Below are 13,126 nucleotides of genomic sequence, written 5' to 3' on the forward strand. Positions count from 1 at the left end.
TAAGGAAAATTTTATCATTAAATAGTAATATGGAGGTGCAATATGGTAACAATGGAAAAGATAAAGACAAGAGAAGAAGTCGAAGAAAAATATAAATGGAAAGTAGATAAAATGTACGCCACTGATGAAAAGTGGGAAGAAGATTTTAAAAAATTAAAGGAAAAATCTCCAAGTCTTTTAGAATTTAAGGGACACCTTAGTATAGGAGCTAAACTATTAGATTACTTACATCAATATGAAGAGATGGCAAGTTTATATGAGGATTTAGTAGTATATGCTCACTTAAGAAGTGATGAAAATAAATCTAATTCTAAATATCAAGTTATGATGGATAAAATATCTACTTTTGGAGCTGAATTTAGTGGATTAATTTCATTTTTCCTTCCAGAACTGTTAACTATGGAAGTGGAAGATATTAAGAAGCTTATAGAAAATACTTCTGGATTAAAACATTATGAAAGATATATTACAAATATATTTGAAGGTAAACCTCATATTTTAAGTGAAGCAGAAGAGAATATATTAGCAAATGTTAGTGATTGTCTAAGTGCGCCAAGTAATATATTCACTATGCTTACTAATGCTGATATAACTTTTCCAAAAATAAAGGATGAAGAGGGTAACGAAGTAGAGCTTACAGCTTCAAATTATTCAGTATTTATCACAAGTAAAGACAGAAAAGTCAGAAAAGAAGCCTTTGAGGTGCTATTTAAAACTTATAAGAATTATGAAAATACCGTGTCAACTTCGTATACTGCTTCTGTTAAGAACTTTATTTTTGAAAGTAAAATTAGAAAATATAACTCTTGTCTTGAAGCATCTTTAAAACCTAATAAAATTCCTGTGGAAGTATATAAAAATGTAGTAAACACAGTGAATAAAAGAATAGATTCTCTTCACAGATATGTAGAGTTAAAAAAGAAATTACTTAACTTAGATGAAATTCATATGTATGATTTATATGTGCCAATTATTGATGCACCAAAGTTTAATATAGCTTTTGAAGAAGGAGTAGCTCTTTGTGAAAAAGCTCTAGATCCAATGGGGAAAGAGTACATTGATATCTTTAGTAAAGGTGTTAAAGAAGGTTGGATTGATGTTTATGAGAACAAGGGAAAAAGAGGAGGAGCTTACTCTAGTGGTAGCTATACCTCTATGCCATATATCTTATTAAACTATAAAAATCAAGTGAATGATGTATCTACTTTAATTCATGAAATGGGGCATAGCATACACTCCTATTATTCAAGAAATAATCAACCATATACCTATGCTGATTATGAATTATTCTGTGCTGAAGTTGCATCTACTACTAATGAGTGTTTATTGATAGACTATTTAATAAAAAATGAAAAAGATAAAGCTAAAAGACTATATTTAATAAATCAACAACTTGAAGGAATTAGAACTACTGTATTCAGACAGACCATGTTTGCAGAGTTTGAAATGATTGTCCATGAAAAAATGGAGCAGGGGGAAGCTTTATCTAGTGATGATTTATGCAAGATTTATCATGACTTAAATGTTAACTACTTTGGAGATACTATGGTAGTGGATAGTGAAATTGACATTGAATGGGCAAGGATTCCTCATTTTTATAGAGATTTCTATGTATATCAATATGTAACAGGTTTTGCAGCAGCTAACTCTTTCTATGAAAAAATTCTTAATGAAGGGGAAGAGGCAGTTGAAAAATATAAAGGCTTCTTAAAAGCTGGATGTAGTGACTATCCAATTGAAATACTAAAAAAAGCTGGGGTAGATATGACTACACCAAAGCCTTTAGAAGATACTATTAATAGATTTGATGAACTTTTGGCTATGCTTGAAAAAGAATTATAAGAAAAATTATACCTGGAATATTGGAAAGTGAATTTAAATATATTAAGATTTTTTAGGTTATAATAGTAAATAAAGATGATTTTAAAGTAATTATGTACTTTGAAATCATCTTTATTTTTTATTGCAATATAAAAATTGCTATTATGTGTTTAGAAAATTATCAACTATATTAAAGTTCACTAATGCATTTTTTCATATTAAATGATAAGTGATTATAATATATGCTGTTTACTAATATTCTTTGATTATTTATGAAATTTTTTTCTTTACTGCAGTCTTTTCTAAAGATAATAACAAGCTATTCATTAGATAGATATATAATTTATGGATATATATGAAAAAACTATTGACTCTATACTAAGGATAGACTTTATTATGTATAAGGTAGTATAAAAAACAAAGGAGAATAAAGTATGGAAAAAGAGAATAGATTGAAAGAGTTTTTTAAATATGCAGTGCCTTCTGCCCTTGCCATGTTCATATCATCTTTATATACAGTAGTAGATGGAATATTTGTTGGTCAAGGTGTTGGTGATTTAGCATTGGCATCAGTAAATATTGTACTTCCCTTTACAGTTATGTTATTTGGACTTGCTTCAATGTTTGCCATAGGTGGAGGAACTTTAGTGTCTAAAAACATAGGTGCAAAGAATATAGATAGAGCAGTAATTATTTTTAGACAAGTATTTAAGTTTCTTTTAATAGCTAGCGGTATTATAAGTATTACCTGTATTATATTCACAGAACAAATAGTAACTATTTTAGGAGCAACAACTAGTTTGAAAGGATTAGCAGTGGAATATTTAAGATTTTATGCAATCTTTTGTATCCCTAACTTGATAGGAATAGTACTAAGTAGTTTTGTAAGAAATGATGGAAGGCCAAAGCTTTCCATGATATCAACAATTGCAGGAGCAGTAACTAATATTATCTTAGATTATATATTTATATTTAAATTTGGATTAGGTATAAAGGGAGCTGCAATAGCTACAGGTCTTGGTCAAATTATTACAGTATCTGTGTTATTGCCGCATTTTATTATGAAGAAAGGTTATTTAACCTTTGGTAATGTAAAAATAAATAAAAGAGATTTAAAAGAATTTTGTTTAATAGGATTTCCGTCTTTTTTTGCTCAAGGAAGTTATTCAATAATGGTATTAATACATAATATTGTTTTAGTTATGTTTCTTGGAGAAAAAGGAATTTCAGCCTATAGTATAATTAACTATATAACAACAAATATATATATGGTTCTTTATGGCTTGACTTTAGGAGTACAACCTCTAATAAGCTATAATTTTGGTAAAAAAGATGGAGAACAAATGCTAGGATTTTTCAAGATAACATGTATATCTTCAACAATAATTAGTGGTTTCTCTGTTATAATATGTTTTATATTTGGTCCAGCACTTATAGGTATATTTACAGCAGATCCTGTAATTGCAAATCTTGCATATATAGCACTTAGAATAGCAAGTGTAAGTTATTTTGCCGTTGGAATAAATTTAAATACATTAGTTTATTTCCAAGCCTTAGAGATGCCAAAATACTCAAATTTAAGTTGTCTTTTAAGGTCTGTTATATACTTGCCAATTTCACTAATGATACTTTATAAAGTCTTTGGAGCCAATGGAATTTGGGCAGGTACAATATTATCGGAAAGCCTTACATTTATAACTATAAGTATAGTGGCTAATATAAGAGTATCTACTAAAGAAGTATTAAGTGCATAGAATTTAGAATAGTAGAGGGCTGTCCAAAATTTAAGGATTTTTGGACAGCCTATTTTTGAAATTTAGGATATAATAATAATGGGGTGAGAGTATATGGATACAAGATTTTCAATTGGTGAAGTATCTAAATTACATAATATTTCTATACAAACATTGAGGCATTATGACAAAATTGGATTGTTAAAGCCTGCCTATGTAAATGAAAAGAGTAAGTATAGATACTACTCAGTAAAACACTTTATAATTTTAGATTTGATAAAACAATGTAAAGCTATGGGGTTATCCTTAGATGAAATAAAAATACTAGTGAATAATTACACTTCCATTAACTCCATTTTAGATATAATAACAAAGCAAAAAGAAATAGTAGAAGAAAAGATAAAAGAGTTAGATAGCATAAAAAATAATATATGTTTCTTAGAGGATAGAATTCAAACAGTATTAAAAGAGGGAATAAATGAGCCTTTTATAAAATATTGTACTGAAAGAAAATTTATAAAATATAGTAATACCCATAGATATACAGAAGAATTTGAAATAAATCTATCTAAAGCCTTAGGATATATAGAAAAAAAATATGGAAGCACTAATAAAGAGTTAGTTTTTCCAACATCCTATGAAGATTTTAAAAGTAAAGAAATGTTAAAATACAATAATTTAATGATAAGTATAAATGAAAACATGTATATAGATGAAAAGAAAGTAATTACACTAAAATCAGGAAATTATATTACAATAAACTTTGATGACGATTATAAAGATACAAGCAAATATTACAGAAAGCTAGTTGAGTATATTGAAAAAAATAATATAATAGTTAATGGGGATTTTTATGAGATATATATAATGACAAGATGCGGGATAGACAAAGAAGAAAAAGCTTTAGGACAAATTCAAATTTTAATAGATGAGAATAAGTAATTTTAAATGACAATATAGGGGAGATAGCATGAAGAACATTTATTTAATTAGACATTGTAAGGCATATGGACAGCCAGCTGAGGCAGAGTTAACAGAGGTTGGTATAGATCAAGCGCTAGAATTAAAGGACTATTTACTAAAGTATAGTATTAATTATATTGTATCTAGTCCCTATGTAAGGGCTATAAAGACAATAACACCTTTTGCAAAGCATTTAGGGTTAGAAGTAAATATTGATGAAAGAGTAAGAGAAAAGTTATTGATACCTTATGTGGTAGATGATTACACACCTTATTTATTAGCAGCCTATAAAGATATGGATATAACCTTTCATGGAGGCGAATCTTCAAATGAAGCTACTAAAAGGGCCATTGAAGCTTTAACTGATATTTTAAAGCTAGAAGAGGAAAATGTAGCAATAGTCACCCATGGAGAGTTATTTTCTTTAATAATGAGGTACTTTGATAAGATTTCAGGTTTTGATTTTTGGAAGAACTTAAGTAATCCAGATGTATATTTATTGAGATTTGAAACTAATGATATAAAAAGTATAGTAGATATTAAGAGAGTATGGAAGGTTTAGAATAAGATAAAAATTTTCTTTGAAGAAACATAATAGATTTTGTTAAAATAAACCCAATTAGATATAATCATAGATGAGGTGGTTAACTTATGAAAGAAAAGATTTTTATTATTGAAGATGAAGAAAAGATTAGAAGAGAACTAGGTACTTTTTTAAATAGATATGGATATGACATTATAACCTCTGATAATTTTGAGAACATAGTAGAGGAGGCTTTAGAGGCAGAACCTAATTTAATATTATTAGATATTAATTTACCATATTATGATGGATACTATATCTGTAGAGAAATAAGAAAAACCTCTAGTGTGCCTATTATTGTTGTAACTAGTAGAGATAGTGATATGGACGAATTAATGAGTATGAATCTAGGGGCTGATGATTTTATTACTAAACCATATAACACTGAAATATTATTAGCTAGGATTGCATCAATTATTAGAAGAACTTATAGAAGTAATGATATGGAGATTTTTGCTTGTAGAGAACTTAAATATAATCTTTCTACCAGTGAAATAGAATTTGATGATAAAAAACAAGAATTAACTAAAAATGAAAGTAAAATTCTATATACATTAATTAAAAGCAAAGAAAAAATAGTATCTAGAGATGAACTTATGAAATGTCTATGGCAATCTGATGAGTTTGTAGATGATAATACCTTAACTGTAAACATAAATAGGCTAAGAAAAAAACTAGATGAAATAGGAGCTGTTGACTATTTACAAACTAAAAGAGGTCAGGGGTATATTTTAGGTTAAAACATTAAAGTAAATTAAACCTAAAGGAAGGAAATTTTAATGAGTTTTAGAGAGTATATAAAAGAAAAAATTGTTTTTTTGATTATAAATTCAATAATTTTTCTATTTACAGGAATATTGTTAAAAGCATTAAAGGTGGATATCTATGCCATTTTTTTTGTGGAGGTTCTAAATTTTATAGGCTCATCACTGTTTTATATATTTGATTATTTTACAAAAAGAAAATTTTATAATAACCTTTTACATGGATTAAATAATCTAGATAAGAAATATCTTATTTCTGAAGTTATAGAGGAGCCTAACTTCTTAGAGGGAAGAATTTTATACGAAGTAATTCAAGAGACAGATAAGGCTATGAATGATGAAATATCTACTTTAACCATTAAAAATAGTGAATATAAAGATTATATAGAGTTGTGGGTTCATGAAATTAAAACACCTATTGCATCTAGTAGATTAACCATAGAAAATAACCCATCTCCCATTACAAAGAGTATAGAGGAAGATTTAGATAAGGTAGAAAATTATATAGAGCAAGCTCTTTTTTATACTAGAAGTAATAATATAGAGAAGGATTATATGATTAGAGAGATAAGTCTTAAAAACTGTATTAATGCAACAATAAAAAGGAATGCTAGAGTTCTTATTGAAAATGGAATTAAAATTGAAATTGATAATGTAGATAAAATCGTTTATGCGGATAGTAAATGGGTAGAATTTATATTAAATCAGATTATATCAAATTCTATTAAATATATGAAATTCCCTAAGAGTGTTAGAAAAAACTCATTAGGTGAAGAGCATAAAAAACAAGACACTATTAAAATATATTGCATAGAAAAGGAAGAGGACATTATTCTAAACATAGAAGATAATGGTATAGGTATTGGCGAAAGCTCTATTGGTAAAGTATTTGAAAAAGGGTACACCGGAGAAAATGGAAGAATCTTTGGAAAATCCACAGGAATAGGCTTATACCTTTGTAAAAATCTCTGCGAAAAATTAGGGCTTGGTATAAAGATAAGGTCTAAAGCTTATAAAGGTACTACAGTATCTATCTTGTTTCCTATAAATAAAATGTTCATATTAAAAGATTAACCTAACAAAACGTAAGATTTCTGTTTATATCCTTGCAAGGCTTTGAAAATACTATATTTAAGACAATTCGGCAAAAAATTCGTCAAAAATAAATTTTAAAAAATTTCTGCTATCTTCTCATTTCCTATTTTTCTCATATCGTCATTTACATGACTATACGTCCTTATTACCTCTTGCACATTATCACCAATATATTCAGCAACAGTTTTAAAATCAAAACCATTTTGGATTAATAATGTAGTGTAAGTATGCCTTAATTCATGTATATATACATTAAAAGATTTTTTTAATGCATAGTGTAAATTTATTCTGCAAGTAGTCGCATTCATTTCTTAATTGAGGGTAGTCTAATAAATCCAACTATAGAATTAGAGTACTCTACAAGTCTTGCAAGTGCATTGTCTACCATGAAAGAAGTTACAGAGAGCAATACTACTGCCTTAAATATTCAACAAGGTGAGATAATAGCCTTAATAAGTAACACTACAATATTCAAATGCAACAGACCAGGCAATAGCTGAGATAATAGCTGATAGGCTTAACTGTCCAACAATAAACTGTTTAAGACCATATGCACATTATGGACAATATAAAACAGTTATTGCAGTAGGAGAGGCTAAGAATAAGAGTGGTTATACAAATGTACTTATCCAGGGGAAGAATAGACAGGAAACATTAGATAAGGGTATAGCTTATTGTAAGAAGTTAGGTAGATAATATTAAAGGCTAGTAGGGAATGAACTGGCTCCTACATTTTTTATTGATCAAGAATGCAGCACAATTAATATCAATGGAATAAGATATATTAGAAACTACTATATCTTATAAATTAAATAAAAATAGCATATGGTTCTCCTAAATAAGAATAATTATGACTATGTATTTAAATTAGGAACAAAATAACAGCATTATTCATAACTTAGTTATATAATCTCCTTGAAAGCAGCCTGAAATAAAATTGTTAAGGTTGTCATTAGTATATTATCAAAAGATAAAAAACAGTAATTTATAGAGGGAAATTACTGCTTTTATTTATGTCACTAAATATTTATGATTAATATAAATTAACAGTATTGAATTTTAAAAGTTAGTGTAGGATTATAATATACAAGGGAACAACTATTAATTAAGGGTGTTAGGAATTCCAACAACTATTAATTTATATTCTAAGTTAGTATTAGCAAATGTAAATATGAGTATTCAAAAACTGTTAAATTTAATATAGGAAACATTTTAGGGAGTTTAATAATATGTAGTATAGAACTTCCTCTTAATTAGAGGATTAATAATACAATTAGATACAATATAGAAAAAGAGCTACGGTATATTTATATATACTGTAGCTCTCTTTCTACTGAATAGGATATAAGTAGAGGTTGAATTAAAGAAAATACAGACTGTTAACTTTTATTATATACATTAAATGTAATAATATCAACAATTAGTTATATAAAAATAAGTATAAAAAAATAGGAGCAATAAGGTTTCTCTTAATGCCCCTATTTTTTTACTTATATCAGAATATGGTTTAGGATAGATGTATCTAAATTATAAACAAAATTATAATATTTAAACATATTCATTACTATTTTTTCAAAGTATAAATTTAACTATTAAAAGGTAGAAAGAAATGCAATATTACTTTCTACCTTATTTTTCTTTTGTATAAACACATGTAAGAGTGAACTCAAATAAATTATAGACACTTTATATTGATTATATACATTAAATGTAAAAATAATAATAATGAAATTCTTTTCTTGATTTTTAGAATCATTACTCAATTTCCTTAAGTTTATCTTCCTTTCAAAATGTGTAGAAGTTCTTCTTTGCGTGAATCTACTAACCTCAATAACGACTCTGTTACTAATCTAGATGTATTTGGTCGCGTAGTGACAGTTACGTTTAATTTTCTTTTTTTCTTCATTATAAATCACCTCAAATTAATTATTGTCAAGTAAAGAAGAGTTTATAACAAATCTATATATTTTATAGAATTTGTTTTAAAATAAAAAAGAGTAGGATATAACTGAATATATCTACTCTTTTTTATATGACGTCAAAAATTCGTCAAAAATAATTTTTAATTTTATTATAATATTTGAGTTTTCATTTTTATAAAAAGCTTAATTTCCCTTGAATTATCTAATATTATTAAAAATATTAAGCTTAGTTACAAAAACGTAAGATTTCTGTTAGGTTTTTCTATGGATGGATATTTTCTATACATGTAATATATAGGTATAGAGAACAGGAGGAAAGCAAATGAATAAAGAAGTATTAAAAGTAAGTAATATAGAAAAGTACTATGGAAGTAATGGTAATATAACTCAGGCCATAAATAATATTAGTTTCTCTGTGGAAGAAGGAGAATTCATAGGAATAATGGGGGCTTCCGGTAGTGGAAAAACAACTTTGTTAAACTGTATATCCACCATAGATAAGGTAACTAGTGGTCATATTCATATTGAAGGAAAGGATGTAACTTCAATAAATTCTAAGGGATTAGCTAGATTTAGACGAGAAAATTTAGGTTTTATATTTCAAGACTTTAATCTTTTAGATACCTTAACTGCCTATGAAAATATTGCATTAGCACTAACTATTGGAAAGGTAAATCACAAAGAGATTAATAGAAGAGTTGAAGAGGTTGCTAAGAGTTTAAATATAGAGGAAGTCTTAAATAAATATCCCTATGAAATGTCAGGTGGTCAAAAACAAAGAGTAGCATCAGCTAGAGCTATAATTACAAATCCATCTTTAGTTCTTGCAGATGAGCCTACAGGTGCTTTAGATTCAAAATCAGCAAAGATGTTACTAGAAAGCTTGGAGGAGCTTAATACTAATTTAGGAGCTACTATTATGATGGTAACTCATGACGCCTTTACAGCTAGCTATGCTAGTAGAATTCTGTTTATAAAGGATGGTAAAATATTTAATGAGTTAATTAGAGGAAAGGATTCAAGGAAGGAATTCTTTAATAAGATAATTGAAGTGGTAACTCTACTTGGAGGTGACCAAAGAGATGTATTTTAAATTAGCTGCTAGGAATTTAAAAAGAAGTTTTAAGGATTATACCATATATTTCTTAACTCTAGTATTTGGAGTATGTATTTTTTACACCTTTAACTCCATTGAAGCTCAAAGTATTTTAATGGAAGTTAGTGAAATGCATAAAAATATGTTCCACCTAATAAGTGAAATTATGGGAGTAGCATCAATATTTATTTCCTTTATATTAGGATTTCTGATAGTCTATGCCAATAATTACTTAATTAAAAGAAGAAAAAAGGAATTTGGAGTTTATATGACCTTAGGTATGGAAAACTCTAGATTATCCTCCTTATTATTTATAGAGACTATGATGATAGGAGTAATTTCTTTAGCATTAGGTCTTATATTAGGAATATTTTTATCACAAGGACTATCTGTAGTTACAGCAAAACTTTTTAAAGTGGATTTAACAGGGTTTAGATTTATATTTTCTATGGATGCCTTTATAAAAACTATTCTTTGCTTCGGCGTTATATACCTTATAATTCTTATTTTTAACTCAATTATTGTAAGAAAAGTAAAACTAATAAATCTATTAACTTCTGCTAAGTTTAATGAAAAGATGAAAATAAAAAACATATGGACCTCTGTAGTTGTATTTATAATTAGTGTAATAACTATAGGAAGTGGATATTACATAGTGCTTAAAAATGGAATATCTAGTTTTGATAGAAATATATTAATAGCCATTGCACTTGGAGCTGTAGGAACATTTCTATTTTTCTTTTCCCTTGCAGGATTCTTACTCAAGGTAGTTCAAAGTAGTAAGAAGTTTTATTTAAGAAATTTAAATATGTTTGTGTTAAGACAAATAAATAGTAAAATTAACACTACCTTTATATCTATGACCTTTATATGTTTGATGCTATTTGTAGCTATATGTACTCTTTCAGGAGGACTTGGAATTAGTACCGCTATGAATACTGAAATTGAGGATTTAACTCAATTCGATATGAGCTTTTGGGACAATGAAGGAGAAGATATAGACACTGTGTTAAAAAAATATAATGTAGATATATCAAAATATGAAAATAACTATGTAAGCTATAAGGAATATGATAGTGGAGTTAGCTATAGAGATTTTTTAAGTGAAAAAGGCTTAGAAGATGGAAATAACTATTATCCTGTATTTAAGAATTTACCAATTAGTGTTATGAAGGTATCGGATTTTAATAAAATAATGAAAATGTTAAATAGAGAAGAAGTAAAACTTAAGGTTGGAGAATATGCGGTCTTTGGTGATATAAGCGATATGATTAAAAATTTACAAGAAACTGTAGATAGTGGAAAAGAAATTACTATAGGTGATAATAAACTAAAACCATATCATGGTAATGTTTTAGAGGCGGTAACTTATTCTTCTATGATGAAGCAAAATATTTGTGTATTTTTAGTAGAGGATTCTATAGTAGAGGGACTAACTCCCACTAGGGGATATTTGAATTTAAACTATAGTGGGGATGGTAGTGAGATAAGAGAAGCTTTAGATGTTAATATTAGAGAATATGGTGGCAATGATGATTTAAATACTAGATATATTACTAAGGAAGAGATTAAGGAGCAGTCTACAGGGCTAGGAGCTTTAGCATCATACCTTGCCATATACATGGGAATCATATTCCTAATTACTTCAGCAGCAGTACTAGCCCTTCAACAGTTATCAGAATCTGCAGATAACACAGAAAGATACAATCTTCTAAGAAAGGTTGGAGTAGATGAATCGATGATAAATCACTCTGTATTAACCCAAGTAGCAATTTACTTTATGATGCCCTTATCCTTAGCTATAGTTCACTCTATAGTAGGATTAAAATTGGCTTCAGATATAGTAGCTATATTTGGAGGTGCAAGCATGGTGGATCATATAATAGTTGCATCGGTGGTATTAGTAATAGTTTATGGTGGATACTTCTTAGCCACCTATTCTGGAAGTAAAAAAATGATTAAAGGAAATTAATAAAAAGTTTAAATTTTATAATATATTAGTATAGTAAACTACTTCAAATTAAATGGAATTTGAGGTAGTTTCTTTTTAATGTATAGATATATATAATAGAATATGTTACCATATAAGCTATAAAATTCAATTATATGTAATAGAAAATCTTTTTTAAAAGAAATAATTTGAGGAGCTTGTTGAGTAGAAAGAACAGGGAATATTATCTTTATTCTATTAAGGAGGGGAAAAATATGAATGAGTCATATTGGAATGGAAGGTTGGATTTTTTAAAAGCTATACGTACTGGATGGTGTAATAATGATTATATAGAATTCCTTGTAGAGAAGGTTTGGAAAATTAGTAAACCTGTAAATATAATTGATTTTGGTTGTGGCTTTGGATATGTTGGATTACTATTATTGCCCATATTACCTAAAGGAAGTACATATACAGGTATTGATATTAGTGATACTCTCTTAGATGATGCAAAAGACATTTTTGCAAATTCAGGCTATATAACAAAATTTATAAAGGCAGACTTGAATGAGTATATACCAACTGAAGATTATGATATAGCTATATCGCAAGCGGTATTAAGACATATTCCAAATACAAAGAATATTCTTGATAAAATGATACAATCAGTTGTAAGTGGTGGTTTAGTTGTTTGTATGGAAGCAGACCTAGAAATAGAAAAGACAGGTCAATATTTTAGTGGATTAGATTACACTGAACTTGGAATTATACATTTACATCGAAAAATGTATAAGAAGGAATTAGAAAATGGAGGTAGAGATTATAGAGTTGGTGTTAAAATTCCTGAAATTATGCAAGAGTTAGGATTACATAATGTTGATGTGCGAATGAATGATAGGGTTAAATATATTAATCCCCATGGTAATAAAGAAGAACATGCTAAACAATTTGATGCAATTACTGCTGCTTGGAATTGGAATAAACAGCTATCAGAGAATGAGAAGGTAGGCTATATAAACGCTCTTATAGATAGAGGTTTAAGTGAGCAGGAAGCTAAAATATTCGTAGATGGTGAGTCAAAAATAAGTGAATATGTTATGAGTAATAAAGATAGTGCATATATTATTCAAATGCCATGTACCCTTATATCTTATGGTACAAAAAAATAAAATAAATTCTCTAAAAATCTAAAGTAGCTAGGGTTGTATTCATACAAGTC

General features: G+C 27.8%; 10 protein-coding genes. 9 read left to right on the forward strand and 1 reads right to left on the reverse strand.

The genetic code is table 11. The annotated features are described in order from the left end of the window. The first annotated feature begins 42 nt into the window (after positions 1 to 42). The 6 genes from pepF to B3B03_RS02685 all read left to right on the forward strand — a co-directional run bounded on the left by pepF (position 43) and on the right by B3B03_RS02685 (position 6,938). Positions 43 to 1,842 carry an oligoendopeptidase F gene (pepF, locus tag B3B03_RS02660; RefSeq protein WP_346848282.1) on the forward strand — a complete coding sequence of 600 codons (1,800 nt, stop codon included), beginning with the start codon at positions 43 to 45 and terminating at the stop codon, positions 1,840 to 1,842. Positions 1,843 to 2,255: 413 nt separating this feature from the next. Then, positions 2,256 to 3,575 carry an MATE family efflux transporter gene (locus B3B03_RS02665; protein WP_346848283.1) on the forward strand — a complete coding sequence of 440 codons (1,320 nt, stop codon included), beginning with the start codon at positions 2,256 to 2,258 and terminating at the stop codon, positions 3,573 to 3,575. Between the two features lie 93 nt (positions 3,576 to 3,668). Then, positions 3,669 to 4,496 carry a MerR family transcriptional regulator gene (locus B3B03_RS02670; RefSeq protein WP_346876430.1) on the forward strand — a complete coding sequence of 276 codons (828 nt, stop codon included), beginning with the start codon at positions 3,669 to 3,671 and terminating at the stop codon, positions 4,494 to 4,496. 28 nt (positions 4,497 to 4,524) lie between these two features. Beyond that, positions 4,525 to 5,079 carry a histidine phosphatase family protein gene (locus B3B03_RS02675; protein ID WP_346876431.1) on the forward strand — a complete coding sequence of 185 codons (555 nt, stop codon included), beginning with the start codon at positions 4,525 to 4,527 and terminating at the stop codon, positions 5,077 to 5,079. 89 nt (positions 5,080 to 5,168) lie between these two features. Beyond that, entirely contained in the window at positions 5,169 to 5,840 is a 672-nt protein-coding gene (locus B3B03_RS02680) for a response regulator transcription factor (RefSeq protein ID WP_346848286.1), read from the forward strand. A 39-nt stretch (positions 5,841 to 5,879) separates the two neighbouring features. Beyond that, positions 5,880 to 6,938 (forward strand): sensor histidine kinase, encoded by a 1,059-nt coding sequence (locus tag B3B03_RS02685; RefSeq protein WP_346876432.1) that lies wholly within the window; start codon positions 5,880 to 5,882, stop codon positions 6,936 to 6,938. A gap of 95 nt (positions 6,939 to 7,033) precedes the next feature. Here the strand turns inward: B3B03_RS02685 and B3B03_RS02690 are convergent, their stop codons facing one another. Continuing rightward, on the reverse strand, positions 7,034 to 7,267 hold the full coding sequence (locus B3B03_RS02690; protein ID WP_346848288.1) for a tyrosine-type recombinase/integrase: 234 nt from the start codon (positions 7,265 to 7,267) through the stop codon (positions 7,034 to 7,036). Between the two features lie 1,936 nt (positions 7,268 to 9,203). On the opposite strand from B3B03_RS02690, the gene B3B03_RS02695 reads away from it, so the two are divergent. The 3 genes from B3B03_RS02695 (at position 9,204) to B3B03_RS02705 (ending at position 13,076) form a co-directional block, all read left to right on the forward strand. Beyond that, entirely contained in the window at positions 9,204 to 9,974 is a 771-nt protein-coding gene (locus tag B3B03_RS02695; RefSeq protein ID WP_346848289.1) for an ABC transporter ATP-binding protein, read from the forward strand. Next, positions 9,964 to 11,949: an ABC transporter permease gene (locus B3B03_RS02700; protein ID WP_346848290.1), complete on the forward strand. Its 1,986-nt coding sequence runs from the start codon at positions 9,964 to 9,966 to the stop codon at positions 11,947 to 11,949. The genes B3B03_RS02695 and B3B03_RS02700 overlap by 11 nt, the downstream gene beginning before the upstream one ends. A 233-nt stretch (positions 11,950 to 12,182) precedes the next feature. Next, positions 12,183 to 13,076 (forward strand): class I SAM-dependent methyltransferase, encoded by an 894-nt coding sequence (locus B3B03_RS02705; RefSeq protein ID WP_346876433.1) that lies wholly within the window; start codon positions 12,183 to 12,185, stop codon positions 13,074 to 13,076. Positions 13,077 to 13,126 lie beyond the last annotated feature (50 nt).

The sequence above is a fragment of the Clostridium sp. UBA5712 genome, from assembly GCF_002419845.1.
Taxonomy (GTDB): Bacteria; Bacillota; Clostridia; order Clostridiales; family Clostridiaceae; genus Clostridium_J; species Clostridium_J sulfidigenes.

What these genes read in the sequence shown, in the direction of transcription:
- pepF (WP_346848282.1), top strand. Translation starts at nt 43, where the DNA reads ATGGTAACAATGGAAAAGATAAAGACAAGAGAAGAAGTCGAAGAAAAA.
- B3B03_RS02665 (WP_346848283.1), top strand. Translation starts at nt 2,256, where the DNA reads ATGGAAAAAGAGAATAGATTGAAAGAGTTTTTTAAATATGCAGTGCCT.
- B3B03_RS02670 (WP_346876430.1), top strand. Translation starts at nt 3,669, where the DNA reads ATGGATACAAGATTTTCAATTGGTGAAGTATCTAAATTACATAATATT.
- B3B03_RS02675 (WP_346876431.1), top strand. Translation starts at nt 4,525, where the DNA reads ATGAAGAACATTTATTTAATTAGACATTGTAAGGCATATGGACAGCCA.
- B3B03_RS02680 (WP_346848286.1), top strand. Translation starts at nt 5,169, where the DNA reads ATGAAAGAAAAGATTTTTATTATTGAAGATGAAGAAAAGATTAGAAGA.
- B3B03_RS02685 (WP_346876432.1), top strand. Translation starts at nt 5,880, where the DNA reads ATGAGTTTTAGAGAGTATATAAAAGAAAAAATTGTTTTTTTGATTATA.
- B3B03_RS02690 (WP_346848288.1), bottom strand. Translation starts at nt 7,267, where the DNA reads ATGAATGCGACTACTTGCAGAATAAATTTACACTATGCATTAAAAAAA.
- B3B03_RS02695 (WP_346848289.1), top strand. Translation starts at nt 9,204, where the DNA reads ATGAATAAAGAAGTATTAAAAGTAAGTAATATAGAAAAGTACTATGGA.
- B3B03_RS02700 (WP_346848290.1), top strand. Translation starts at nt 9,964, where the DNA reads ATGTATTTTAAATTAGCTGCTAGGAATTTAAAAAGAAGTTTTAAGGAT.
- B3B03_RS02705 (WP_346876433.1), top strand. Translation starts at nt 12,183, where the DNA reads ATGAATGAGTCATATTGGAATGGAAGGTTGGATTTTTTAAAAGCTATA.